This window comes from Pseudoalteromonas sp. XMcav1-K (assembly GCF_044005875.1).
Classification (GTDB): Bacteria; Pseudomonadota; Gammaproteobacteria; order Enterobacterales; family Alteromonadaceae; genus Pseudoalteromonas; species Pseudoalteromonas spongiae.
The window spans coordinates 201,866-228,382 of the sequence record NZ_JBIPJE010000050.1; the positions used below are offsets into that span (position 1 = coordinate 201,866).

A 26,517-nucleotide genomic window follows, 5' to 3' on the forward strand; every position below is an offset into this window, starting at 1 on the left:
AATTGTGCTGCAAAAATCAAATCGTTTACATTTCAAACAACACATCCTTCATTGTAAAAACTAAAATACCGAACCCAGAAATAAGTACGAGCATAATTTGATCAAAATCAATAACCCTTTGATTTATCGATATTCCTTAATCAAGATGAAATAAAATAAATTTAAAATGAATTTTTAGTGAATTCAAAAATGTACTTTTCTCAACAATAAACCATAATTAAAACTGGTTTATGGCTTGTTTTGTTTTTTACATTGGATAGGGAGGACCATATCAGCAAAACAGTAAGGTCGAAGGGTATATATTAAAGCCGTTAATCTGACTCGCTCAGGTTAATTTAATAAGCCTAAAAGGTAATTACTATGCTCAATACCGTAAGTGTGAAAACTAGACTTACCATTCTAATAACCGTCCCCATTGTTGCTTTTATTGGCCTTGCTATCATATCGCTGATGATGACTAAGTCACTGGTGATGGGAATTCAAAGTATCAACAACGATCGTGTCGTCCCCTTAAAACAAATAAAAGTGGTGTCTGACAATTACGCCGTAAGCATTGTTGATAATCTGCATAAATACAACGCAAAGTTACTTTCTAAAAGCCAATTACTTGCAGCCATTGAAAGCGCTGAAAACGTTGCTAATCAGAACTGGCAGGCTTACTTAAATACCGAGCTTACCAGCGAAGAAAAAAGACTTATTGGTGTAAGCGAATCCCTATTTAGCAAAGTAAAACAAAAAGTAAATTGGTACCAAAATCAAATAGCAATGGAGCAGCCTCTCGCCAGTTCTCCAGAAATGTTCGTAAAAGAAATGTACGATGTGTTTGACCCTTTTAGTACCAGTTTAAATGACCTTATCGATTTACAGTTAAACACATCGCAGCAATTTACCGATGATGCAACAGAAAACTACGAATCTACGCAACTGAGTTTTATCATTGCTTGTGTTTTACTGCTTATCGCCACCATAGTAATGGCGCTAGTTATTTATAAATCTATTATCACCCCGTTAAGAGCGATTGGTTCTACCATGGCGAATATTGCCAATAATACCGACTTAACGTTACGCGTTTCAGAATACGGCAATGATGAATTTTCTCGTACCGCGGTAAGCATTAATACCATGCTTAACCATTTTAAATCACTAATTGAAGAGCTACTAAACGCGGTTAAAACCCTTAGTAACGAATCAGAGCAAATGTCGCGTAGTAGTAGCCAAGTAGCGGCAACCACAGAGCAACAAGAACACCAAACCACCATGATTGCCACCGCTATTACCGAAATGAGCGCAGCTATTGGCGAGGTTGCGTCCAATGCAGTAACTACATCACATAAAGCCAACGAATCTGACGACACCGCTAAACACGGATTAGCAAAAGTTCAAGAGAACATTGATTCAATCAATCAATTAAACGAAGTGATTCGTCACACCAAAGAAGACATTGATTTACTGAGTGAAAAAAGCAATGAAATCAACTCAGTGGTGCAAATTATTCAAAATGTAGCAGAGCAAACTAATTTGCTTGCACTTAATGCGGCAATTGAAGCTGCACGCGCAGGTGAATCGGGCCGTGGTTTTGCTGTGGTGGCCGACGAAGTACGCCAGCTTGCTCACAATACGCAAAAAGCCACAGAGCAAATTAGCTCTATGATCATAGCCTTACAAGATGCGTCTCAACGCGCGGTTTCGAGTATGGAAGATGCCTCAGGTAAAGCGAGTCACAGCGTTGAAATTGCCGCAGCATCAGCCAGTTCAATCCAATCTATTGCCGACGCAATTACCGAAATTGCCGATATGAATATCGTGGTTTCTACATCAACTGAAGAACAAACGACGGTTGCCGCTGAAATTTCCCAAAATATTAACGAGTTTAGCGATAGTATTCGCAGCGTTACAATTAGTGCATCTGATATGGCGCAAACTGGTCGTACGCTGTCGGAGTTATCGGGCAAGCTTAATAACGATATTAGTATCTTTAAAGTTTAACGAATAGTGTTACACATCCAATAAAAAAGGAGCGATATCGCTCCTTTTTTAATATTTACAGTAACGCGTTATAAGCTCACATTAAACCCAACAAATACGTTGCGGCCAACCTCAGGTACGCCTTCACCCACCATTACTTCGCTGCCCATAGCACGGTTAACTCCATTTAAATGAGGACGATAAGCTTTATCTAGCAAGTTGTTGACACCAAAGTTAACTCTTAGTTGTGCTGTTACATCGTAATCCAATTGCAAATCAAGGGTGCCGTAACCTGCTGACTCTTTTTCATTATTTAATTCGCTCACTTTAGTTTGTTTAGCATACCCACTCAGTGTTAACTGCGAGTGCCAATCACCAATTTGATAATGAGCAGTAATCCGCGAGTTTAACGGCGCAATACGATAGAGATCATCGTCGATGTCTTCTCGCTCACCGGTGACGTAACTAACAACCCCGGTTAGTTGCCACATATCATTTAAACGCCAAACAAGATTTACATCCGCACCAAATAAGTGTGCATCAATATTATTAAACTGAAGTGGCGCTTCACCTCCCATCATAGTACCGACCATATTCGCAGCCATATTATTTGATGGCGTACCTTGAATATAATCATCAATTTGATGATAGAAGACCTGTGGTGAGATACTGAAGCCATTAGCTTGATAATGCCATGCAAGATTTAACTGATAAGCAGTTTCCGCATTCAAATCTATATTACCAATATAGGTTTTACCATCAGCAAGGCCACCTGTAGCTTGCATTGGTAACCATAAATAACGCTGCTGATAAGATGGCGCGCGTTGTTTTAAACCAAAACTGATTTCCGTAGAGTAGCGCTCTGAGTGCTGTGCCCTGCCCGAGTAGCTAATATCAACTGTGGTATCGTTAACACTGCGGTCGGCATTATTAAATTGCTGTTGTAACATTTTAATATGCGGATTCATTATCGCCATTGAGCTAGACACAGTACCTGCATTTGCTTGATTGTATTTAACACGCGCACCTACACGCTGGCTAAAGTCATTGGCTTCTGATTGCCACTCAGTAAAGATTGAATGGCGGTTGTCTTCAACTTGATTAAAGTTTTCAACAAAAAACATCGCATTATTTGGGTTAGTAATGCGTGAGCCATGCTCACTAATATAGCCCTCTAAACCAAATTGCCACTGAGCCAATTTGCCTGCAACAAAATAACTTAAATTCTCAACATCTGTTGTGTTGTAGCGATGTTTTTGCATATTTGCATTACTTCGCTGTGAATAATTGTCCATACCATGCTCTGCTGTGTGGTAGGCAATGTATGCATCTAATGCAAGCTCGTTAAGCTGCGTTTGGTAATCAAGCTTAATGCGATCACTTTCTACGTAATCAATGTCCATTGGCAATGCGATTGTGCCGGTAGGTTTGGTGTCAGTGCGCTGCCAAATTAAGCCAACTGAAGACGCTTGTTGGCGATACGCCACATCAACGCCATACTGCAAGCGTTCGACTTTTGATGAGTGAACTTCTCGTCCATCACCATCTTCATAATCATCCGCATTCTGCAATGCGACATAGCTATTTAAGGCAAATTCATCAAACCCTGCGCCTGCCACGGCTGACACATTGTAACCGGCGTAATTAGATAAATAAGTACCGGTAAGTGCTAAATTACGCTCACCTGCATCAATATCAGCAGCACGTTTTTGATGCACCTTAACCACACCACCAAACGAATCTAACGCGCTACTCACCGGTGCAATACCGCGATACACATCTACCGAGTTAATTAAAAGCGGCGAAACATAACTCAGCGGTGCATCCATGGCATTAGGGCCTGCACCAATTTGCTTTACGCCGTCAATGGCAACAGCGACTTGGTCACCGTAATACCCACGATATTGAGCTATACCCGATATTTGACCATTTTTATTGGCATTTGCCCCAGGTACTGAAAGTAACCAATCTGATACATCAGGCAGTGATACACTGGCCTTGGCCTGCTCAGTAGATAGCGCAAATTGATTAATGTGAGACGAAACAGTGATCACCTCCATATCTGACTTAGCAAATACTAAAGATGACGATAACGAGAGAATACAAAGCGTTATTGTGTTAAGTGTGCTTTTCATAAAAAACTTCCATATACAAACTAAGGAAATTTTCTTAAAAAAAGCACCACATCACAAAGTAAAAACCGCAAACTGCGACAATATGTCACAGTTTGCTTGATGGTTGTAAATCCCCTTTACGTTTTTTTAAAAAGCGCATGGGTGAAAACCCGGTTACTAACATGGTACCTAGTAACACCGTAATAATGCCTACCAACACATTTAAAGTGAGTACTTCGCCAAGGACAACATAACCCCAAATTGCAGCAAATCCCGGAATTAAAAAGGTGACCGACAATGCTGACGCTGCACCAATTTCGGCAACTAAATCAAAGTAAAAAATAAGCGCGATACCAGTACACACTATGCCAAGCAATACCACCGCCAATATTTCATCTGTTGATGGCATTTGATTCATTGGGAAAAACGGCAATAGCGGCACTAACAAAATGACCGTTGCCCACAAGCTGCCATGAGATGTATCAAAACTCGGCACTTTGTGTTTTACATGCTTAGTGTAATTTGTCGCAATACCGTAACAAAACGCCGCAAACGTAGCGGCTAGTAACGCGACTAAACTTTCGGCATTGATCATATTCGGGGCTAATCCAACCATTAAAACAACGCCTAAAATACCCAAGCCAAGCCCACACCAACCTTGCCGAGAAATTCGCTCTCCATGCCAAAATCGGCCAATTAAACTGCCCCAAATTGGTGCGGTGGCATTTAGAATAGCTAACATCGCAACAGTTAAGGTTTGCGCCGCGTAGGCAAATAACATCCATGGAATTGCCGAATTAAAAAGCCCGACAAAAAAGTAATGCCCAACGAGGCCTTTTACCATCGCTTTACGCCGCATCAATAGCGCAATAATTGATAGGCTAAGCGCAGCAAATAATACCCGCGCCTCAATTAAAAAAACCGGTGCAAAGCTGTCGACGGCAATACGAATAAGCAAGAACGACGCGCCCCAAATTGCAGCGAGCAAAAGCAAAAGAAAAAACTGTTTATTGGTCATATTTATACCCAAATAGCGATAAGTTCAGGGTGAGAAAAGCGATACTGCGCTGCTTATTTAAAGCAGTCCGGTTTTGCAATAGGCTAATAAACGGAGCAAATAACACTCCATTGAGAAAGGGAAAACAAAGCAACATACACAATGCTAACGTTAAATAACAGGGGCCTGTAGCATATACTAAATCTTTGTTGTGTGTTGCACTTTTAAGCTCGTTTTTTCAGCTGTTAAGTTTACCGTTAGACGTTACGGCTTTGCGCCATATTTAGCGTAAATAGTGTCTATTTCACCGCGTTGTTTCATGTCGACCAAAATTTTATTTAGCTCTGAGCGCAAAACACGTAAATGTGGTTGAAACCGCATGGCAACTGGCAAATCACTCACTAATAATACCGGTTTAAACGAGGTTCTTTTGTTTTTATTTATATAAAACAGCGCGCTTGCTTCGCCTAAAATGGCGTAATCAATATTGCCATGTTCAATTTGCGCCAATAACTCAACCTCAGAACGGGAATCTACTTTCACTATTTTCCCGGGTGCAAAGTGTTGTTCAAAATCACCGTAGCGATAACCACGTACTACGCCGAGTACTTTATGATATAAATCTGATGGTGTTTTTTCCTGACGATATTGCGACGCGATGACAATTTCTCGCGAGCTGGCATAAAATTCACTGTAGATACCCGGTACTTTGGTGTGACTGCGCCATATTGGATTAATGCCCGGTTCAATATCAACTTTGCCTTGATCGAACAATCGTAAACCACGGGCAACAGAAAAAGTAACGAATGTAAACTGATGCCCAGATAATTCCGAGATGCGCGCAAAGATATCAGGAAAAATACCTTTCATAATATCGCCTTCAAAATAACTGTAGGGCGGGTTGGCACCGTGATAACTCAATACCGTATAGCTCTCTGCGTAACTTATATTAACATACAAAAACCCAATAAAAACCAATAACCGCAACATGGCTAACTTCCTCACTGATAACGCTTTAAGTATAGAAGCTCAATGTAATTACGCAGGTAAAAGTGGCATGACTGCTTATGAGAAAAACCCCATCACAAAACTATTTTTATGCCAAAATAAGTCGTATGGGTTTAGTTCACTACAACAAAGAGTTATTAGCCCCATTAAAATTTTTACGTTAAATTGAATTCGGAACAATAAAAAGAAGAATTTCTGATGACAAACAAAGTATTTATTGCAACTAGTCTCGATGGTTATATTGCTGATAAAGATAACAAAATTGATTGGCTACATCAGTTACCCAACCCTGACGGCGATGACTTTGGTTTTGATGCATTTATCGCAGGCATCGATGCACTGTTAATGGGCCGAAACACTTTTGAAATGGTGTTGTCATTTGGCGTGGAATGGCCATACAGCAAACCCGTTTTTGTACTTTCTAACTCCCTAACACATGTTCCTAAGGGTTACGAAGGCAAGGTTTTTCTGGTAAACGGTGAGCTACAAAAAATTGTCAAAAACTTAGCTGAACTTGGCTATCACAACCTTTATATTGATGGCGGTAAAACTATTCAAAGCTTTTTAAAGGAAGACTTAGTCGATGAAATGATCCTGACACGAATTCCTGTGCTGTTGGGTGGTGGCTACCCATTATTTGGCGATTTACCTGAGCCATTGGGCTTTAAACTCTTGGCAAGCAAAAAGTATATAGATAAAGTGGTGCAAAATCATTACATTAGAGACAGATAATGCAGTACCCAAATGCTCTAGTTGTAGGCAGTAAAATCGCTGTTTGTGCATTTTCATCGGGCGTCGACGAAGCCTTTCACCCCCGCTTATCTTTGGCACTAGCGCATTTCAAACAATTGGGTTTTGAACTAGTTCTTGACCCAAACCTAAAACATAACCACCAGCATGTCAGCGCCAACAAAGAAGTTCGCGCACAACAACTAATGCAATGCCTGCTAGACGATAGTATCGATGCGATTATGCCGCCTTGGGGTGGAGAACTTGCAATGGAACTATTGCCCCTGCTTGATTTTGCGCAATTACAAAGTGCGAAACCTAAGTGGCTAATTGGCTTTTCGGATGTAAGTACACTGCAAGTTGCACTGTCAACGCGGTTAAGTTGGGCAAGTATGCACACAGCTAATCTAATGCAATTGGTTCCTAATCAATCTGATAGCACGACAGCTGCTTTTTATAACGCAATAACGCTGAAAAAGGGCGATAGCTTTACACAAACCGCATCAAGTCATTTTGAAGCAGACTACGCTGATGTAATTAACAATCCTGATGCGGCTTATAATTTAACGCAAAAAACGTGTTGGAAAACACTTAATTGGCCAAGTGAGGGTGTTTCTGGGCGTTTAATCGGCGGCTGTTTAGATACGCTTATTTTTACCTTAGATAGCCCGTATTGTGATCTGCAGGGTTTTTGCCAACACTATGAAAAAGAAGGTGTTATTTTATACATCGAAAATGCTGAACTCAGCCCTACCGCCTGGCTACGCGCATTGCTAATGCTAAAATACAAAGGCCATTTCGAGCGCATTAACGCACTTTTTGTTGGCAGACATGCGGCCTCAACTGCTAACAAGCAAATTGATTTTGCCTTGGCACTCACGCAAGCCGAACTTGATATTCCAATTATTTACGATATGGATATAGGCCATCAGCCGCCTAACCTTACCTTGGTAAACGGTGCGCTGTGCGAAGTATCACCTGAGCTTAACCTTAAGCAAACGCTCATTTAACGCAAAAACATTGTGCTTATGCAAAAAGCTTTTTAGCATAAGCACACAATCGAATTAAGCGAGTCGCTCTGCTAGCGAATTAAACATAGCAACTTGGTGCAGTGAACATTTTTAGTATGAAACACCCTTACTAACATTTGCTTTCACCTACTTGCCTGTTTTGTATCAATTCTATTAAGTATGTAATCAGACATCACGCCAAATGCACGCATTCAGCACGCTATTTAGCTCGTAGAATGATTAACTATTTAAAGAGTGAGCATTCACGCTTAGCGTGCCTTATTTTCTAAACCCGATTGCAATTTAGACTCGCAAATAACACTAGGAACACACAATGAAAAAACTTAACCTTTCGCTGGTTGCGATGGCAACAGTATTTGCTTTGTCAGGCTGTGGTGAAAAATCAGCACCAACAGTTTCAAACGCACCAGCAGCCGAAAAAACAGTTGCCACAAACACTAAAAACGACAACGCAATTTTGGCAGCATTTAGCGGTCCATATAACGGTGTACCAGCATTTGATAAAGTAACACTCAGTGAGCTTAAGCCTGCATTTGATGCCGCAATGGCACAAAAGCTGGCAGAAGTTGATGCCATTGCCAATAACCCTGCGCCAGCGACGTTTGACAATACCATTGTTGAACTTGAGAAATCAGGCAGCCTTTTAAAACGCGTTTACACTTACTACGGTATTTGGCGCTCAAACGTTTCAAGCGCAGAATTTCGTGCAATTCAAAAAGAAATGGCTCCTAAGTTATCTGCCTTCAACTCAAAAATTACGCAAAATGAAAAGCTTTTTGCGCGCATTAAAGCGGTATACGAAAGCGATGCATTAAAATCACTTACACCAGAAGAGCAACGAGTTACTTGGCTTACTTACAATAGCTTTGCACGCAATGGAGCAACGCTTGATAAACCATCTAAAGCACGCTTTGCAGAAATTAACCAAGAGCTTGCAGGTCTTCACACTAAATTTGCCAACAATGTGTTAGCAGATGAAGAAAATTACGTGGTGTTTTTAACTAAAGAGCAACTTTCAGGCTTACCTGATTCGTTAATTTCAGCGGCAAAAGCGGCGGCGAAAGATCGTGGTAAACCAGAAATGTTCGCAATCACTAATTCGCGTTCATCAATGGATCCGTTTTTAACCTACTCAGATGAGCGTGCATTGCGTGAGCAAGTATGGAAAAACTACTATAACCGCGGTGGCAACGGTGATGAATTTGATAACAACCAAACAATTAAGGACATCTTAACGCTTCGTCACGAGCGCATGCAGCTATTGGGCTACGACAACTATGCCCAGTGGCGTTTAGAAGATCGCATGGCAAAAACACCGGCGAATGCAAAAGCCCTAATGGATAAAGTATGGCCTGCGGCAATTGCACGCGTGGGTGAAGAAGTTGCTGACATGCAAGCTATCGCTGATAGCGAAGGTGCAAACATTAAAATTGCGCCATGGGATTATCGCTACTACGCAGAAAAAGTACGTAAAGCGAAATACGATCTTGATTCAAACGAAGTAAAACAATACTTGCAACTAGATAAACTGCGCGAAGCGATGTTCTATGTGGCAGGTCGTTTATTTAACTTCAACTTTAACGAAGTGGCAGCAGGTTCGGTACCTGTATTCCATGAAGACGTGCGCGTGTGGGATGTAACAGACAAAACCACTGGCGAGCATATTGGTTTATGGTATTTAGACCCATTTGGCCGTAAAGGTAAGCGTTCAGGCGCGTGGGCAACCACCTATCGTAGCCACACAACATTCGATGGTAAGAAAACCGTTCTGTCGTCAAACAATTCTAACTTTGTTAAAGGCCCTGAAGGCGAACCGACGCTGATCTCATGGTCAGATGCAGAGACTTACTTCCATGAGTTTGGCCATGCACTTCACTTCTTATCAGCAACGGTTGCTTACCCTAAATCGCATTCAGGTGTACGTGACTATACTGAATTCCAATCGCAATTACTTGAGCGCTGGTTAACAACCGATGAAGTGATCAATAACTACCTTGTTCACTATAAAACTGGTGAGCCAATGCCAAAAGAGTTAGTTGCTAAAATTAAGAAATCAGCAACCTTTAACCAAGGCTTTAAAACTACTGAGTACTTAGCATCGGCAATTATGGATATGCTATACCATACAACCGATCCAGCTAAAATTGACCCAGCTAAATTTGAAAAAGAGCAATTAGAAGCCATTGGTATGCCAAGTGAACTTGTAATGCGCCACCGCAGCACACACTTTGGCCATATCTTCTCTGGTGAAGGTTATTCAGCAGGTTATTACGGCTACTTATGGGCAGAAGTACTAACGTCAGATGCATCTGAAGCATTTGCTGAAGCACCGGGCGGTTTTTACGATAAAGAATTAGCTGACAAGCTTGTTAAGCACTTATTCTCAATTCGTAATGCAATGGACCCAGCTGAAGCATATCGTTTATTTAGAGGACGTGACGCAGAAGTTGAAGCACTAATGCGTGACCGTGGCTTCCCAGTTAAGTAATCTGACTTCGAGTTAAAATCAATTGATACAAAAATGCCGCGAATATCGCGGCATTTTTTTCACACTGAATCTTATTAGCTTAAAACTTAGTTAATAAATGACCCAACGATAGATTAACGGTGCTGACTAAATTGCTTCGCCATCGTGGTTAATCGCTCTGCTTCGTTTAACAGTTTTTCTGTTGACTCAAATGCATGCTCTGACGCGTCGAGTGTTTCTTTACTCGCATTATCAATGTTAATCACATTTTTTGTAATTTCATCGGATACCGCAGACTGCTCTTCTGCAGCGGTTGCGATTTGCGCACTCATATCCGTAATGGTATTTACCGCATCTAAAATACGACTAAGTGACGCTTTTGCAAGTTGCGCCTGATCGGCACTTTGCTCTGCTCTAGTTTGCCCTTGCTGCATTGCTGACACAGCTTCACCCGCAGATTGTTGTAACGTCGCAACCATTTGCTGAATTTCTTCGGTCGATGACTGAGTGCGCGCGGCGAGTGTACGTACTTCATCGGCAACAACGGCAAAGCCACGACCTTGTTCACCTGCCCTTGCAGCTTCAATTGCGGCATTAAGCGCAAGTAAGTTGGTTTGCTCGGCAATACCACGAATCACATCAACCACAGTGCCAATTTGCTGGCTATCTGACGCAAGTTTGTTAATGACCGCAACAGCCGACTCTACTTCGCGTACAAGCTCGTTAATATCGGCGGTCGTTCTATCAACCACTTGTTGCCCTTCGACTACTTCGTTATCGGCTACTTGCGTTGCATCAGCGGTAAGAGAGGCGTTTTGCGCCACTTCTTTTACCGTTGCAGACATTTGATTGATGGCAGCTGCGACCTGTTCAACTTCACGGTTTTGCTGCTGCATTAATTGATTCGTTTTCTCAGCCGTGTCCATTGTGCTGTGCGCTACAGTATCAAGCCCAGATGTTGCGTCGTTAATACGCCACACAATGGTTTCTTGCTGGGTTTGCAACATTTTAATCGTAAGCTGCAACTGGCCTAGCTCATCACTGCGACCGGTGTACACTTGTTTTGCAATATCATTATCAAAAATCTCACTCGCTTTTCGTGCAGCATCCTGATAAGGCTTGGCAACACCCCATGCAAATACGCTAAACAGCACGAATGCCAGCATTAATGGCCAAAGCTGTGCAACTGACGAAACAAAGAAAGAAGCAATTAAGGCAGGAATAACAGTTGCAAACACGCCCGCAAATGTTAACTTACCCATTAAGTTAAACGACATTGCTGACGTAATTTTTTGACCAAGACTAGCGCCATTATTAACCGAGCTATAAAGCGCTTTTGCGCGTTTTAGGTATTCTTCTTCTGGCTTTAGGCGCACCGATTGATAACCGACAATTTTTTGCCCTTCCATGACAGCGGTAATGTAAGCATCAACCCAATAGTTATCACCATTTTTACAGCGGTTATCAACGATACCCATCCAAGGCTTACCTTGCTTGATGGTGCTCCATAAATCCTTAAACGCCAATGACGGCATCGCTGGGTGACGGACAATATTATGGCCGTGATCAATGAGCTCTTCGCTTTGATAGCCACTAATGTCGATAAAGTCTTGGTTTGCGTAAGTAATGCGACCTTTAAGGTCCGTGGTTGAAACAATCCGTTGTGACGACTTTAGTTTTACCTCACTGCCTGTGAGGGTTTGGTTTTTCTGCATAAGACGACGCCAATTATTTTTTATTAATTATTTATTTAGTTATACAAAGTGTAGTACAGAAAATAAACACTGTACTAAGCCTCTAATTAAGCTCTTTGGGGCTCGCTAGTATACACTTATCTAATTAATTGGTACGTCAGAAAAAAGCACTAAAAAAGCCCGCATTATTGCAAGTTTTTCAATAAAAATGAAATAGTTACTTCACTTTTCTACGACGAATAAATGCCAGTGGTGCAGCAAGCAGAGCAAGCCAACCAAATGAACCTGACGATTTTTTCGTTTTAGGTGGCGTTACTGATTCAGGAAGTGGATTTTCATTCACATCTGTCACCATAATTTTCACCATCGCAGGCTCAGAAATATTGCCAGCAGTATCGGTAACAACCACTTCCATTTGTTAATTATGTGACGTTGATAACTTAATTACTGAAAATGCTACAACAACGTTAGCGATATCTAATACTCATTCGTTTTTAACACTGTGGCTCTTTTATAGTTTAAACCACCAATTAAATATTGGTCCGCGCAGCTAAAGGCGTTTAAATAAATATTGATACTTCGATTAACTCGAATGTGAGATCTTTGTTGGCTCATTAGTTGCTACAACAACGGCAGCAGAGCAAAAGCTTAACTCTATTAATGACCTTAATTTTTTCTGCATATTGGCAATACTAATAATAGGTAGCCACTTTTTTAGTTATTTGGGTGAGATTTTGCAAAAAAAGCCCGCTCTAAAAAGCGGGCTTTATTTAAAAAGCATTTACTAACGTGCTGTATGACGCGTTTCTAATACTTCAACACGTGCCTCTTTTACAAGACCCAAACTACGAAGCTCTTCAGCTGCTTCCAGAACATCTTGATTGTCACCAACTGCAATAACAGCTAGCCCTGTCTCAGTAAACTCACTTACTAATTTAAAGCCTGTTTTAACCAAAATATCGTTAGCACTTATACCTTCAGAAAGAAGAACAGTAATGTTCCCAGAAACAGGTGCAAGGTTTCCGGTAAATATATTACGTACCAATGTACCCGGTGTAACCAAATCGTTTCGTTTATCAAGTTTTACAACAGCTTCATTACCTCTTTTTTCAATCACAGCATCTGCAGATGCAATTGAAGCGGGAACAAGCGCCAAATTTCGCTCTACCTTGTAAGTACCAAAATCAGGTTTAATAACACCCTTAACTTGATTACTCACAACCGCGTTTTTTGGCACATTAAGCTCTAAATTATTAGCAGCTGCCGCATGAGCGGACAATGTTAGAGCTGCTAAAGTGATCGTTACGTTTTTAAATTTCATTGCAATTACCTCTTAATTAGCAGCATTACCAAATACACGAACTGCAATACCAGTCATTGTAGATGGCGTTGTATTATTTACATAACCTGCAAAGCCAGCCCAACTGTCACCACCATCCTTTGCTGTAAAGCTAGCATCAGATGTATCTAAAAAGCGTACAGTCCACTCACCTTTTGACGACTCACCGTAGAACGCATTTGATAGGAACGCACCATCTTTCAAAATATACCCAACTTCCCAGCCATTAGATAAATCAAGTGCTGGTAAAGATAAAGCTTGCTTCGAAGATAATAGTACACTGCGTGTGCCACTAGGCGATGTTACTTCAATGGCAAGGTCTGTGCCCGCTGTTGTTTGAAGTACACCATTATCCGTTTCAAAACCGAAACCCATTTCAGCGCTAAATACGTCAAATTTAAATTGCATAGCCTCAATGTTTAGCTCTTCTTCAATGACTATTTTGTATTCGACGCCAGTAGCATTATTATCAGGAATTTCTAACGATAATGGTTCTTGGCCCAATACAGAGCCTGCACCTTGCCATGGTGTAATCACTTCATCACCAAGGTCAACTGAGTATGATTTAGCCATGGCGACAGCAGCACCTGCATCTACGCGACCAAAGCCATACAAGTTATTGAATTTGTATCCTGCAGCGTTCTCAATCCAACCATCATGAGCAACAAATTCACCTTCACCGACTGCTAATTTAATCGCTTCATTTTCAGCGTCATTCTTAGTTGAAGTCGTTGCAAGAATATGACGTACATCACGCCAAGTAAGCTCATTATTAGCAGAAAGAATAAGAGAAACCACACCTGATGCATTTGGAGCAGCCGATGACGTACCGTTCATAGTAGATGTATAATTACAGCTCGTATTTTCTTCATGCCCTGGGTAGTCGAACGGGTAAATAGCTGCCGCAAAGTCTGACGTATATTGCACGATACTTCTGCCTTTATAGCCAGAATAACCGTTTAAACATGTCATTGAATCGGTCGTTACCATAGCTGGTGCAAACACTCCATATTCACCCGCTGGTGCCGCTACTAACACGTTAGCACCTGCCGTAGAATAGCTTGTATGCTTACCATTTGAATTTACTGCACCTATTGAGAAATAGTATGGATGTGCTTGGCTACTCTCACTTGTGCCGTTATAACATGTAAGACCTAAAGCATTAGCGCCATTATCTTCACAGAAGCTACCTTCACGACCACCATCGACAAAGCTGTTACCACTTGATTTAATGTTAGTAGCACCTTTACCACCACGTAACGCTTTGTTTGGATAAGACTCGATCGCTTCATCTAGCTCAGAGTAAACAATATGCGTAGGTACAGTCAGACCATAACTGCGGTTAAACGCAGAAATTTCTTCATTTAGCGAAATACCTGAGCCTGGGAAACCATGAACTAAAAACTCAGTTTGCGGTACTTTATCACCACCAAGGTAATTCATCCCGATAAGCCCTGTATCAGGGGCTACACCACGGCCACCAAGACCATTCCAACCTTTTGCCGCAAGCAAACCGGCAACACTTGTGCCATGGTCACCACTTTCTGAGGTGCTTGTAGGATCTGTTCTATCAATCGCCTTGTCATTTAAATTTAGAGAACGATTTGGTAGCACATTTGGCGCTAAATCTTCATGACGAATTTCAAGACCTGAATCAACAACAACTGCTGTAACACCTGCGCCCGTCACGCCATGTTTGTAGGCTTCAACTACATTAATATCTTCACCAGCTACAAGATAAAAATTCTCATCAGCTGCGAACTCTGCATCTCTTTTTGCTTTAGCTTCTTCCTCGCTTAAGCCTCGTCCTACATCAAGCTGAACTAATAGTGCTTTTAACGAGTCACTAAGTGCAAACGCCTTTTGACCTGAGTTGCGTAGATGCCACTGATGCTTAGCAAGTGGGTCACCTTTTACACCTGAAACAACAAGTTGAGCAGACGCAGACTTACCATTTGCAGAAACAGTGTAATCAATTACCGCATCTTCACCCGAGATACTTACGTATTTAAAGTCAATGCCGCTTAGCTCTAACACACCGTGTGAAAACGTATATACGCCATCTTGAGCTGTAACCGTCTCGCCATTTTCACTAAAGCTAACGGTTAATTCATCATAGTTACCATCACGCGCATTTAACTTGCCTTCGAAAACCATCCATTGCATCGCATCAGATACCATCACATCATTTGCCGTAGGTGCAACATCTGGTGTAACTGATTGCTTATTATCGTCACTTCCGCATCCTGCTAGAGAAATTAAAATAGCTGCGCTAAGTGCTGATAACTTCAGTTTATTATTTTTCATAATCAACCCTTGTTAATAAATTAGTTACAAGTTAACAAGGTCACACCAAGCGCACAACATGCTATTTACAAATATTTGCATTTTAAATTTTTATTTACATATTTTCGTCTACTGCTTTATCTCATTGAATTAACCTTTACAATTGACGAATACTTATTTCAAAATTGAGATCATGAAACAGAACTCTATCTACTACATTGGCATTATGTCTGGCACTAGCTTAGATGGTATCGACATTGCGTTAGTTAACATAGTAAACGGGCAAACTAGGTTAGTGGCAAGCTTGGAAACCCCCTTTACAGACTCTCTGCATCAGTTGTTATCTTCAATTATTACTAATAAGACATGCAATATTGCAGATATAGGTAATGCGTCCTATCAACTAGCCTGTGAATACGCAGTTGCCGTTAATCACTTACTGCAAACACAGCAAATTGATGCCAAAGAAATAAAAGCCATTGGCGCACATGGGCAAACTGTCTTCCATGACCCTAACAGTGAAACACCGCATTCAACCCAGTTATTAAATGCATCTGTGCTCGCCGCTAAAACAGGCATTACTTGTGTACATAACTTCCGCGAAATGGATATTGCCCTTGGTGGTCAAGGCGCCCCGCTAGTGCCACTTTTTCATCAAAGTTTGTTAGCTCAAGTAAGCACTAATAAGCATAAAGACTCTCTGATTTTTGCCAATATTGGCGGCATTGCAAACCTAACGATTTGCCACCAAGACACCTTACTTGGTTTTGACTCAGGACCAGGCAATACACTTATTGACAGTTTTACACAGCAAGCATTTGACCAACCTTACGATCGCAATGGCGACCTCGCAAAGCAAGGTAAAATCAATCAAGAATTACTGAAACAATTATTAGATGATGACTACTTTGCACTGCCCACGCCAAAAAGTACTGGGCGAGAGTATTTCAATCTGACTTGGCTTAGGCAGAAGTGTACTGAACATACGCTCAACAACCACGATGTGTTAGCAACACTAACTGAGCTTACAGCCGTGACCATCGCAAACCCTATTCAGTCAAAAGAAGGTACATTGGTATTGTGTGGCGGTGGTACTAAAAACGCTTACTTGGTTGCGCGCCTGCAACATCATTTACCCAGTTGGCATGTTACTACTAGCGATAATATTGGTGTCAGTGCCGATTTTATGGAAGCAATGGCGTTTGCTTGGATGGCTTATCGCACGTTAAATCATCTGCCAGCTAATGCGCCCTCTGTAACGGGTGCTAACAAGGCAGCGATATTAGGGCAGATCACCTTTGCACCTTAGTTTTATAATGGTGCAGATTTGCACCATTATAACTCGAATAGATATATCTATATTGCTAATCATTTGATTTAAATAACAAACTGATGCTGGCACGGATTTTCCATTACTAAAGAAACATGTAAAGGAGAAGCCACTATGAAGTCAATTAAAGATACTTATTTGTTTTTATATCAAATTGCCCATTTAAACCTTGGTCAATGGAGCGTTGAGCAGCCACATGGCGCAAATGATGCAAAATACTAGGCTTTAACGCTACTAGTTACTATGCATTTTTTTGCTCTTTACTAGCAGCGTATATCCAACATGCTTGGCCATCCTTTGTTTTAGCTTTTATGCGCGTATATTCCGCCACTTCGTAACTATCCGCTTGCATTAACTCTTTCGTTGAAAGCCAATAGCAATGGCCTGTAATTTCATCAGTTTGGTTACCTGTGCGTACTAAAATTGGATGGTACTGCTTACCACTTTTGGTGATAACATCCTTATCCTCAATCTTCACTTCAGATAAAACATATCCTTGAAGTACTGCACACTCGCCTTCTAACACCCGTCCAAAGTTAGCTCGCTGCACGTTTTCTTGTTGCAAAGTGCCATAGCTAAACAAACGTTCCATCTTAGATCCTTTTCGTTTGACTCAACCATTTAAGCCTTATCCGCTTTGTGGTATAAATTCGTTAAAAAAAAACACAGTACTAAACATGTCAGAAATCGGTTTTGGCTGCAATCAATATCAGCTTGCTTTCTATGTTGAAAACGCGCCACTGTTTTCCTCATACGCGACTCCAAACTCATTAATTGAGTTACCCCCTGGTGCGATTAATGAAATTTCCATAGCATGCGGTAATGGCTGGCGAAAACAGTTTAATGTTTACGCTAAATTCATTTACAACCTAAGCTCCAGTGTTTTTTCGGGTAAAACCGCAGCGCCAACCTGGCAGCAATATCGAGATAGCCAGTTACTGCAGCAAGGCTCTGCTACCGCATTGTTATTCAGCCCGCCAAACTACACACGCGCAAATACGCTACATATTATTGCTGGACGCGGTTACGCAAAAAAGCTTGCTTCACAAGACTTACTTGGTGGCAATTTAACCTGGCTTAACGACGAATTTGCGTACAATATCGAAAACAAATTACTGGTGTCACCATTTTTAGACTATCGCCAACTTTCTAATCGTAAAATCGATTTTTTAGCACAAATGTGTGAACAACTAATTCAACATAACAGTATTCAGTTAGAACGATTTCAACTACCGCAATTGTAGCGAATAGCATTTAAAAGCAACGTTTGTACTGCGAGTCGTCGTTTATACAAGTGCTAAGATTAGTTTTGCATGCAAAAAGCAGCTATTAGCGCGAAGTATTAGTTTAAAAAAGCGGAGCTAATAGTTCGGAAAAAACTTCCCACTCAACGCACTTTTTCTCTACACCAAAAATTCATCAATTTATTGTTAGAAAAAGACAAGGATTTCAAACATACGCACGTTTTTTGACTACACTTACTATAAGCTAAGCATATTTAGATAATGGAATAGCTATTTTGGTCAGGAAGTTAAGCAAAGGTTTTGCATTTAACACACAAGCGGTGCTGCAGCACGTCCCGATTGGTTTGTTTGTCGCCAAGCCAACTGGCGAATGCATGTTTGCAAATAATGCGCTGTATCGAGTGTTAAGCTTAACCAATACTGATATCGTCGGCAGCAGCTACATTAACGCAATGCACCCAGATGATCGGCAAAAAGCCATTAAACACTGGTATGCCTGTACTGCCAAAGGTGCTAATTTTCAATTTACATTCCGATCTGCTGCAAAAACAAAAAATAAGCTGTTATCGATTCACGCTGAACCGCTCATTGAGAACAAAGTAATCACCGCCTATATCGGTATCGTTGAAGACGTAACAACCATCAATGAAACAGAACGTGAGCTTTGTTTAAGCCAACAACGTTACGAATTAGCTGCAAAAGGTGCCAGCGCTGGGGTATGGGACTGGGATATTTCAAATAACGAAGTATTTTACTCTACTAAATTTACTGATCTACTTGGCTTTGACAATCTAGCGTTTGGTTGTGATTTTGCTTCCTTTACTGGACAAATCCACCCTGATGACATTAAACAGTTTAAAGCAAGCCTTGAGGTGCACCTAGCCGACCCATTTGAAGCATTTGATATTGAAGTGCGTATGAATAGCGCCAAACAACAAGAGTTATGGTTCCATATTGTTGGTGAAGCCATGCGCGATGAAAAAGGCAATCCGTATCGCATGGTTGGTTCAATGTCGGATATCACTGAGAAAAAGCAATCTCAGCAAGTTATTTGGCACCAAGCTAACTTTGACGCACTCACCCAGTTACCCAATCGTAATATGTTTACCGACAGGCTCAATCAAGAAATAGCCAAAAGTAAGCGCTCAGGCGATAAATTTGCACTGTTATTTATTGATTTAGACCATTTTAAAGAAGTTAACGATACCATGGGTCACAATGCAGGCGACCTTTTGTTAGTTGAGGTATCTGAGCGCCTAAAAATAATTTTACGCGAAACCGATACGGTAGCGCGCATTGGTGGTGATGAGTTTACTGCACTGCTGTGCAATATTCACAACCTAGCTGATGTTGAAAACATTGCCTCAAAGTTGATTCAAGCGATTGAGATGCCGTTCTACATTAATAATGAATCAATATTTATTTCGGCCAGTATTGGTATTACTTTGTTTCCTGATCACAGCGAAAAAATGGAAGAGTTACTGCGTTTTGCCGATCAAGCAATGTATTTATCGAAAGAAGAAGGACGCAAACAATACCGTCATTTCAACAAAACCTTGCAAGAAAAATCCGAAAAAGCCCATTTACTCACGCAAGAACTGCGCCTTGCAGTCATTAATCAACAGCTCGAAGTGCTCTATCAGCCCATTTTATCAATCTCCGATTTAAAAATTCATAAAGCAGAAGCGCTACTACGCTGGCATCATCCAGAACTTGGCATGGTGAGCCCTGCTGACTTTATTCCTCTCGCTGAAACATCAGGAATGATTATTGATATTGGCAACTGGGTGTTTCAACAGGCCGCAGAGCAAGTAAAAAAATGGCAATCAAACTATGATCAACACTTTCAAATTAGTGTTAACCGCTCCCCTGCGCAATTTCAATCAAGCTTGAGTAAGCACGATGTTATTTGGCTCAATACCTTACTACAACTGAGTCTTAAGCACGGTATTTGTATCGAAATTACCGAAGGCTTATTACTTGATGACAATGACGAAATAAAAGAAACACTTAAGAAGTTTCGCTCAGCAGGCGTAGCAATCTCTCTTGATGACTTTGGTACTGGGTACGCCGCGCTATCTTACCTTACCAAGTTTGAACTCGACTTTTTAAAAATCGATCGCGCCTTTGTCATGAATCTTGAAAGTTCGGCACAAAACCAAGCGCTGTGTGAAGCAATTATCGTAATGGCGCATAAATTGGGTTTAAAAGTAATCGCGGAAGGTGTTGAAACACAAGAACAGTTATTCATATTAGAGGCAGCTGGATGCGACTATGCTCAAGGCTACTTTGTCTCTAAGCCAATTAGCCATCTATTGTTTGAGCGTGAACTTGCCAGCCAAGATCCCTTTGCGATGCAGCAAAAGTTAAAGCAAAATTCATTTAAAAAAACGTCTGCTATTTAGCCCAAATAGCAGACGTTAACTATACTAATGCGTGATTTAATAACGCTATTTTTCAATAACGCCCTTATCAACTAGCTCTAATGTTACCGAGCTTACACCTTCTAACTTTTTCAGTGCATCAACTAATGGCAACAAGTCACGCTGACTTTGCGATTTAAGAATGTAATAAGATTTAAATGCCTGTTTAATAATCAGGTCATTGTCTTTATTAAATTGCTCAAAATCTACATCACCTGAAAGTTTTACGATAATTTCGCCCGTAACGGTGTAGGCATTTAGCCCGCTAACATCAAATACATCCAAGCCAGGCACAACCGTTTTCGTACCATTAGTTTTAAACGTTTTATCGTTCACAACCACTTCAGATTGCGCCAAGGTGAGTTGTTCTACCGGAGTAATTGTTAAGCCTTTAAATTGCTCGGCGCTATTTGCGATTGCAGCTTGCGTGCTTAGAGTTAACACCGCAATGATAAATAATTTCTTCATATTTTACTCCTTAATGACCAATTACACGTAGCGACCAGTCTTTCAACACGCCGTTTTCTGCATTGTTATTTCGGTTAAAGCCAACTAAACCAATGCTTGCATTGAAACCAACAGTAAAGCTATTTCCTTTGTCTGTATCGATTACATTTAACTGCCATTCACCTTGTGCTGATTCACCATAAAAATGATTGCTCAGCATTAGTGTATCGGTATATCCACCTTCAGTAGTACCTAACCAGCCAGTTCGTGCACTCATTAATACTGAGCGAGTACCGGAAGGTGAAATTAATTCGATAGCAAGGTCGCGTAAGCGAGTATGATCAATATTCAATTTCACTTGAACTGCTTCAACAGTCACATCTTGTTCAAACGCCAATGTGCTGGTTGCGCCAGTCAAACTTGCATCAGGAATTTCAGAATCTGCGATTTGCGTTTGCCACGGCGTAATCACTTGCTCAGGCAGTGGTGTTACCGGTGTGAACAACGCCTTATATACTGCATCATCCACATCAACCGCACCAAAACCGTAAAACTGATGGAAGTTATAGCCAGCTGCATTTCGTTGCCAAGATGGAATTGCATTATACGTAACGAGCTCACCATCGGCATTTTCAAATGTTAAATCAACACCTGGGTGGTTTTCATCTGTTTTGCGTGCTGTTTGCGCTAAAATATGACGAATCGCACGAGCGTCAAGTGCATGATTCGCAGACATAATATTCGCTATTGCACCAGATGTATTAGGTGCTGCCGATGACGTGCCGTTCATTGTGCCTGTATAATCACAGTTCGGATCTAGCTCAGAGCCACCATGCAATGCATTGCCATGCTCACCCGCTACATTACTACCAGCTTCACACCCTTGTAAGTCAATTGTTACCATTGCAGGTGCAGCTTCGCCAAATTCACCGCCCGGCGCTGCAACAAATACGTTTGAACCCACAGAAGAATAAGACGTTAGCTTGCCATGCGCGTCTAACGCTGACACGACTAGGTTCCAATGGTTATTGTTATCCGGAGCAATATTCGCATTATGGAAAGGTAAACCTTGGTTATTAAAGAACTGATTGTTTTCGTAAGGCAGCACTAAAATAGGCACACCTTGGTAATAAGCGTTATATGTTCCGAACGAATTACCCGCCGATTTAACATAAACAGAACCACGTCCCCAATGGCTTTCTTCAGTAATGTAGCGATATACGTCGTCTTGCAGCTCTTGCCACGGGTTAAGTACGTAATTGTGCACAACCGGTGTCGCAGGTGTGCTGCCATAACTTTGGTTAAACACTCGCGGATCGGTAAAACGGTCTAATTGACGAAAATCTTCTGACAAACCGTGAGACACAAGCCAGTTACCAACAGTTTGATTAGGTAAATAGTTAAAGCCAACAATATTAGCGTGAGGTGCAACACCGCGCCCACCTAGTCCATTTGCCTCGGTAGCAGCAATTAAGCCTGCGACAGATGTACCATGACCATTATTATCTTGCGGATAATCTGAACCGTCACCTAAATTAAGAGAACCCGCCACAACGTTAGCTCTTAAATCTGGGTGATCAATCTCTACACCTGAATCGATCACAGAAACTGTAATACCACGACCTTTAATACCCATTAAATGCGTAAAATCAATATCAAGGTCATTGCCAGATGTGCCCGCAGACTGTGAGAAGCCGGTTTGTCCAATGTTCTGTAGGTGCCATTGCTCAGCAACTAATGGATCGCCATTTTGTAATGGAAAAGTTGAATCAGTAATTTTCGCAATTGCTGGCGTACAGGCAAGTATTACACTCGCAGCCAACAAGGAAGGTTTTATTTTTATTTTCATTTTGTCCCCTGAAATTTAGTATTTCCCCTTTAATCGGGACGAACATTTAAAACAGATAACAATAAAAAAGAAAGTACGCCGATAGCAGTTACAGCAAACAATGACGAAAAAGTATAAACCATTAATTTTAAACAAATTAATTATGACAACGCTGTCTTTTTAAGCTTGTTTATGCACTCTTAACTAATTGAAAGATAAGGGTTTACATTTATTTACAGTAAATTAACAAAAATCAAATAAGTTAGATTATTCAGCTATAACAAGAGCGCTCTCAACACCTGTCGATAGGCGTGAAATACGCTATTACCTGCGCCTTATCGAAGACATATAATCTCTCAATAAACATCACAAACAAGCATATTGAATCTGTGTTCAGTTACTACCAAAACAACTGTTAATACATTGAGCTTTCGCGATATAACCTTTGTAGATGACCAATTTGCTACGCCGTTTTTGCGCACAGTAAGTTGCAAAAAATTTTAAACTTATTTGCAGAAATGAATTTTAGATAACTGCTTAACTGTTATTCCAAACACCAAGATAATTAAAAAATCACGAATCCGTTTTAAACAATTTTTTCCTCACCAGTAAACGATAATCGGACGGTGTTTGTTTTAACTCGCGCTTAAATACTTTAGTGAGATAACCTTGATCAACATAACCTACAGCTACCGCTACATCTTGCACCGTTAGGTTGGTCGATGCCAATAACTCTTGCGCCATTTCAAGGCGCATTTTTTGCAAATAATGGTTGGCTGTGGTGCCTGTTGCCGCCTTAAAACGCCGTGATAAGGTGCGCTGGCTAATACCAAATTGCTCAGCAACATGTTGCATTGATAATTCGCTCGACGCGTTGTTTTTGAGCCAAAATTGAATTTGTGCAATCAGTTCATCGGCATGTCTATCAACTGCCCCTTCTAAATAGCGCTGCTCTTCATATGGCTTTCTAATTTCATGAGAAAAGTTACGTTCCACATTTTGCGCAGCATCTCGCCCAAATAATTGCGCAATCAAGTAAACCATAATATCAGCCAGCGAGTTTAAACTGGCTGCACAAAAAATACGCTCCGATTGCGTAATAAAAAATTCCGGTTTGAGGTCGACCTTAGGATAGTCTTTGCGAAATTGTTTAGCGTAATGCCAATGCGTCGTTGCTGCGTGATGGTCAAGCAAGCCTGCTTCCGCAAGTAAACAGTTACCAGTACCAACACCGACAATTGTTGCACCTTGTTGCCATTGAGCTTTCAAATAGCCAATCGCTGCTTGGTTTTGCTTAATAACAGGGCGAGGATTTCGCCAGATCCCCGGTACAATAATAAAATCGGCATCGTCATCACAGCCAACGGTTAATTCGGGTAAAAAAGCACACCCCGCGCGGCATTGGATAAGCTCTTGTTTATCGGCTACAAACTTAATATCGAGCTTACGATTTTTGCGGTCATGAAATGATGCTTCGCCCGCTTTAAGCATTTCTACTGGCAGCGTAACGCTGGTCGCCAATATTTGTGGATACAATAAGAGTCGTACTTTTGTTGTCATAATAACTGCTCAAACCAGTTCAAAATGGCCAAATACACCAAAACTATGTCCAATTAAACACAAACTAAAACTTAAAATCAAAATAAACTGTGCCTAAATAACGCAAACTGTATATATCTAGGGTTTTTATGACTGCATTACCTATTGTTGTTGGAATGGGTGGTATTAATGCCGCAGGGCGCACATCTGCTCACCAAGGGTTCCGTCGCATTGTAATAGATAAATTAACGCAAGAAGCGCGACAAGAAACATTTCTTGGCCTTGCAACGTTAATGAATCTAGTACGCCAAGAAAACGGTGAACTTGTTGACCATGAAAACCAAACTATTTGCGCAAGCGAGATCGAAGCTAAATTTGGTGAGCAAATTATTGCTGGTACCTTAATTCGTAAGATTGAAAACAATCATTTTGATGTTGATGCAACTCATGGACATCAAAAAATGACGGTAATGCCAAGTGAAGGCGACAGCATTGTATTTGAAACAAGTGCGCGTCACTTACCGTCACCCCAGCCGCGCGATTGGCAAATAGAAAACTTGGAAGGCGGTAAAGTTAAAGTAACGATTAACGGTGAATTATCACTTAAGCACGATACCTACCGCGATAATCCAATTAAAGCAGCTGGCCAATTTCCAACGGGCTTTGATCCAAGTACGCTTTATAACAGTCGCTATCAGCCTCGTGGCTTACAAGCCACTATTTTTGCCGCAACTGATGCAATCAAATCAACTGGTTTAGCGTGGCAAGATGTACTTGCTGTTGTCGACCCTGATCAAATCGGTACTTATTCCGCATCTGTTGCAGGCCAAATGCAAGATGAAGCATTCGGCGGTATGATGAAAAACCGCTTAAGAGGCGACCGCGTTAGCACCAAAAACTTAGCACTTGGTTTAAATACCATGTCGACGGACTTTATTAACGCTTATGTAACCGGCAATGTAGGTACAACCTTCACTACATCAGGCGCATGCGCCACCTTCTTATACAACTTACGTGCAGCAGTGCACGATATCAAAGCGGGCCGTACCCGTGTTGCAATTGTTGGTAGTGTTGATTGTGCAATTACGCCTGAAATTGTTGAAGGCTTTGGCAATATGAGCGCACTGGCAAATATTGAAGGCTTGAAAAAGCTTGATAATAGCGATACCCCAGATTTACGTCGCACCAGCCGTCCATTTGGTGAAAACTGCGGTTTCACCATAGGTGAAGGCGCACAATTTGCGGTATTAATGGATGACGCCTTAGCATTAGAGCTTGGCGCTGACGTTATGGGCTCTGTACCAGATGTATTTGTAAACGCTGATGGCATCAAAAAATCAATTACTGCGCCAGGTCCTGGTAATTATATTACGATGGCAAAATCAGTAGCACTTGCAACAAGCATTCTCGGTGAAGAAGCGGTACAAAAACGTAGCTATATTCTTGCCCATGGTTCAAGTACACCACAAAACCGTGTAACTGAGTCAATCATTTATGACCGCGTTGCAAAAGCATTTAATATTGATAATTGGAAACTGGCCGCGCCGAAAGCATTTGTTGGTCATACAATTGGCCCAGCAAGTGGCGACCAAATGGCCATGGCACTTGGTATTTTTAGCCATAACATTATGCCGGGTATCACCACTATCGATAAAGTCGCTGACGACGTTTACGCCGAGCGCCTTGATATTCGCACTGAACACTATGAGTGTGAAGCACAAGATATTGCCTTTATTAACTCAAAAGGCTTTGGCGGTAATAACGCTACGGCGCCAATGTTCTCAGCAAATATTACGCTAGAGATGCTCACTAAACGTCATGGCGAAAGTGCAATGGCATCGTATCGCGATAAACTCACACAAACTAAACAAAACCAAGCTGATTACAGCGCGGCTGCAAATTTAGGTGATTACCAATTAATTTACCGCTTTGGTGATGGCTTAATTGATGAAAACGATATCGAATTAACGCAAGAAACCCTTTCTTTGCCTGGTTTTACACACTCTGTAAAACTAACTGCAAGCAACCCTTTCGATGATATGGTGTAAGCAAATTCACTTCCTTTAAATAGGATAC

19 protein-coding genes are annotated in these 26,517 nt (G+C 41.2%); 8 read left to right on the top strand and 11 right to left on the bottom strand.

Features of this window, described 5'->3' with window-relative positions:
- The first annotated feature begins 360 nt into the window (after positions 1–360).
- On the top strand, positions 361–1,986 hold the full coding sequence (locus ACHSBP_RS17745) for a methyl-accepting chemotaxis protein (RefSeq protein ID WP_395389882.1): 1,626 nt from the start codon (positions 361–363) through the stop codon (positions 1,984–1,986).
- A 68-nt stretch (positions 1,987–2,054) separates the two neighbouring features.
- Here ACHSBP_RS17745 and ACHSBP_RS17750 read toward each other — a convergent pair whose 3' ends face one another.
- The 3 genes from ACHSBP_RS17750 to ACHSBP_RS17760 form a co-directional block, all read right to left on the bottom strand.
- Entirely contained in the window at positions 2,055–4,100 is a 2,046-nt protein-coding gene (locus ACHSBP_RS17750) for a TonB-dependent receptor (protein ID WP_395389883.1), read from the bottom strand.
- Positions 4,101–4,185: 85 nt separating this feature from the next.
- On the bottom strand, positions 4,186–5,097 hold the full coding sequence (locus tag ACHSBP_RS17755) for a DMT family transporter (RefSeq protein WP_395389886.1): 912 nt from the start codon (positions 5,095–5,097) through the stop codon (positions 4,186–4,188).
- A 243-nt stretch (positions 5,098–5,340) separates the two neighbouring features.
- Positions 5,341–6,066: a substrate-binding periplasmic protein gene (locus tag ACHSBP_RS17760; protein ID WP_395389887.1), complete on the bottom strand. Its 726-nt coding sequence runs from the start codon at positions 6,064–6,066 to the stop codon at positions 5,341–5,343.
- Between the two features lie 216 nt (positions 6,067–6,282).
- Here ACHSBP_RS17760 and ACHSBP_RS17765 point away from each other — a divergent pair, with 216 nt between their 5' ends.
- From ACHSBP_RS17765 to ACHSBP_RS17775, 3 genes are all read left to right on the top strand, one after another.
- Complete coding sequence (locus tag ACHSBP_RS17765; protein WP_100914629.1) at positions 6,283–6,816, top strand: dihydrofolate reductase family protein; 534 nt, start codon at positions 6,283–6,285, stop codon at positions 6,814–6,816.
- Positions 6,816–7,823, top strand: coding sequence for a S66 peptidase family protein (locus ACHSBP_RS17770; RefSeq protein WP_395389888.1), 1,008 nt, complete (start codon positions 6,816–6,818; stop codon positions 7,821–7,823). Before ACHSBP_RS17765 ends, ACHSBP_RS17770 begins: the two co-directional genes overlap by 1 nt.
- Positions 7,824–8,157: 334 nt before the next feature.
- Positions 8,158–10,332, top strand: a complete 2,175-nt coding sequence (locus ACHSBP_RS17775; RefSeq protein ID WP_395389889.1) for a M3 family metallopeptidase — start codon at positions 8,158–8,160, stop codon at positions 10,330–10,332.
- Between the two features lie 113 nt (positions 10,333–10,445).
- Here the strand turns inward: ACHSBP_RS17775 and ACHSBP_RS17780 are convergent, their stop codons facing one another.
- From ACHSBP_RS17780 to ACHSBP_RS17795, 4 genes are all read right to left on the bottom strand, one after another.
- Positions 10,446–12,026, bottom strand: a complete 1,581-nt coding sequence (locus tag ACHSBP_RS17780; protein WP_395389891.1) for a methyl-accepting chemotaxis protein — start codon at positions 12,024–12,026, stop codon at positions 10,446–10,448.
- A 196-nt stretch (positions 12,027–12,222) separates the two neighbouring features.
- Positions 12,223–12,420, bottom strand: a complete 198-nt coding sequence (locus tag ACHSBP_RS17785; RefSeq protein WP_395389892.1) for a GlyGly-CTERM sorting domain-containing protein — start codon at positions 12,418–12,420, stop codon at positions 12,223–12,225.
- A gap of 369 nt (positions 12,421–12,789) precedes the next feature.
- Positions 12,790–13,326 (bottom strand): hypothetical protein, encoded by a 537-nt coding sequence (locus tag ACHSBP_RS17790; protein ID WP_010558388.1) that lies wholly within the window; start codon positions 13,324–13,326, stop codon positions 12,790–12,792.
- A gap of 12 nt (positions 13,327–13,338) precedes the next feature.
- A complete protein-coding gene (locus ACHSBP_RS17795) occupies positions 13,339–15,651 on the bottom strand; it encodes a S8 family serine peptidase (protein ID WP_395389893.1) in 2,313 nt (770 codons plus the stop codon).
- A gap of 172 nt (positions 15,652–15,823) precedes the next feature.
- Between ACHSBP_RS17795 and ACHSBP_RS17800 the strand changes: the two genes are divergently transcribed.
- Positions 15,824–16,939 carry an anhydro-N-acetylmuramic acid kinase gene (locus ACHSBP_RS17800; protein ID WP_395389895.1) on the top strand — a complete coding sequence of 372 codons (1,116 nt, stop codon included), beginning with the start codon at positions 15,824–15,826 and terminating at the stop codon, positions 16,937–16,939.
- A gap of 262 nt (positions 16,940–17,201) precedes the next feature.
- Here ACHSBP_RS17800 and ACHSBP_RS17805 read toward each other — a convergent pair whose 3' ends face one another.
- Positions 17,202–17,552 (bottom strand): gamma-glutamylcyclotransferase family protein, encoded by a 351-nt coding sequence (locus ACHSBP_RS17805; RefSeq protein WP_395389897.1) that lies wholly within the window; start codon positions 17,550–17,552, stop codon positions 17,202–17,204.
- A gap of 85 nt (positions 17,553–17,637) precedes the next feature.
- On the opposite strand from ACHSBP_RS17805, the gene ACHSBP_RS17810 reads away from it, so the two are divergent.
- Positions 17,638–18,204: a DUF6942 family protein gene (locus tag ACHSBP_RS17810; RefSeq protein WP_395389899.1), complete on the top strand. Its 567-nt coding sequence runs from the start codon at positions 17,638–17,640 to the stop codon at positions 18,202–18,204.
- A 275-nt stretch (positions 18,205–18,479) separates the two neighbouring features.
- Positions 18,480–20,609, top strand: a complete 2,130-nt coding sequence (locus ACHSBP_RS17815) for an EAL domain-containing protein (protein ID WP_395389900.1) — start codon at positions 18,480–18,482, stop codon at positions 20,607–20,609.
- A 45-nt stretch (positions 20,610–20,654) separates the two neighbouring features.
- On the opposite strand, the gene ACHSBP_RS17820 is transcribed toward ACHSBP_RS17815, so the two are convergent.
- The 3 genes from ACHSBP_RS17820 to ACHSBP_RS17830 form a co-directional block, all read right to left on the bottom strand.
- Positions 20,655–21,095, bottom strand: coding sequence for a hypothetical protein (locus ACHSBP_RS17820; protein ID WP_395389901.1), 441 nt, complete (start codon positions 21,093–21,095; stop codon positions 20,655–20,657).
- 10 nt (positions 21,096–21,105) lie between these two features.
- On the bottom strand, positions 21,106–22,923 hold the full coding sequence (locus tag ACHSBP_RS17825) for a S8 family peptidase (protein ID WP_395389902.1): 1,818 nt from the start codon (positions 22,921–22,923) through the stop codon (positions 21,106–21,108).
- A gap of 552 nt (positions 22,924–23,475) precedes the next feature.
- Positions 23,476–24,462 carry a GlxA family transcriptional regulator gene (locus ACHSBP_RS17830; protein ID WP_395389904.1) on the bottom strand — a complete coding sequence of 329 codons (987 nt, stop codon included), beginning with the start codon at positions 24,460–24,462 and terminating at the stop codon, positions 23,476–23,478.
- Between the two features lie 128 nt (positions 24,463–24,590).
- On the opposite strand from ACHSBP_RS17830, the gene ACHSBP_RS17835 reads away from it, so the two are divergent.
- On the top strand, positions 24,591–26,489 hold the full coding sequence (locus ACHSBP_RS17835; RefSeq protein WP_395389905.1) for a beta-ketoacyl synthase: 1,899 nt from the start codon (positions 24,591–24,593) through the stop codon (positions 26,487–26,489).
- Positions 26,490–26,517: the final 28 nt, after the last annotated feature.

Coding starts and splice junctions, on each gene's coding strand:
- ACHSBP_RS17785 (WP_395389892.1), bottom strand. CDS start 12,420: ATGGAAGTGGTTGTTACCGATACTGCTGGCAATATTTCTGAGCCTGCG.
- ACHSBP_RS17760 (WP_395389887.1), bottom strand. CDS start 6,066: ATGTTGCGGTTATTGGTTTTTATTGGGTTTTTGTATGTTAATATAAGT.
- ACHSBP_RS17810 (WP_395389899.1), top strand. CDS start 17,638: ATGTCAGAAATCGGTTTTGGCTGCAATCAATATCAGCTTGCTTTCTAT.
- ACHSBP_RS17770 (WP_395389888.1), top strand. CDS start 6,816: ATGCAGTACCCAAATGCTCTAGTTGTAGGCAGTAAAATCGCTGTTTGT.
- ACHSBP_RS17745 (WP_395389882.1), top strand. CDS start 361: ATGCTCAATACCGTAAGTGTGAAAACTAGACTTACCATTCTAATAACC.
- ACHSBP_RS17835 (WP_395389905.1), top strand. CDS start 24,591: ATGACTGCATTACCTATTGTTGTTGGAATGGGTGGTATTAATGCCGCA.
- ACHSBP_RS17825 (WP_395389902.1), bottom strand. CDS start 22,923: ATGAAAATAAAAATAAAACCTTCCTTGTTGGCTGCGAGTGTAATACTT.
- ACHSBP_RS17775 (WP_395389889.1), top strand. CDS start 8,158: ATGAAAAAACTTAACCTTTCGCTGGTTGCGATGGCAACAGTATTTGCT.
- ACHSBP_RS17820 (WP_395389901.1), bottom strand. CDS start 21,095: ATGAAGAAATTATTTATCATTGCGGTGTTAACTCTAAGCACGCAAGCT.
- ACHSBP_RS17805 (WP_395389897.1), bottom strand. CDS start 17,552: ATGGAACGTTTGTTTAGCTATGGCACTTTGCAACAAGAAAACGTGCAG.
- ACHSBP_RS17795 (WP_395389893.1), bottom strand. CDS start 15,651: ATGAAAAATAATAAACTGAAGTTATCAGCACTTAGCGCAGCTATTTTA.
- ACHSBP_RS17830 (WP_395389904.1), bottom strand. CDS start 24,462: ATGACAACAAAAGTACGACTCTTATTGTATCCACAAATATTGGCGACC.
- ACHSBP_RS17780 (WP_395389891.1), bottom strand. CDS start 12,026: ATGCAGAAAAACCAAACCCTCACAGGCAGTGAGGTAAAACTAAAGTCG.
- ACHSBP_RS17750 (WP_395389883.1), bottom strand. CDS start 4,100: ATGAAAAGCACACTTAACACAATAACGCTTTGTATTCTCTCGTTATCG.
- ACHSBP_RS17790 (WP_010558388.1), bottom strand. CDS start 13,326: ATGAAATTTAAAAACGTAACGATCACTTTAGCAGCTCTAACATTGTCC.
- ACHSBP_RS17755 (WP_395389886.1), bottom strand. CDS start 5,097: ATGACCAATAAACAGTTTTTTCTTTTGCTTTTGCTCGCTGCAATTTGG.
- ACHSBP_RS17800 (WP_395389895.1), top strand. CDS start 15,824: ATGAAACAGAACTCTATCTACTACATTGGCATTATGTCTGGCACTAGC.
- ACHSBP_RS17765 (WP_100914629.1), top strand. CDS start 6,283: ATGACAAACAAAGTATTTATTGCAACTAGTCTCGATGGTTATATTGCT.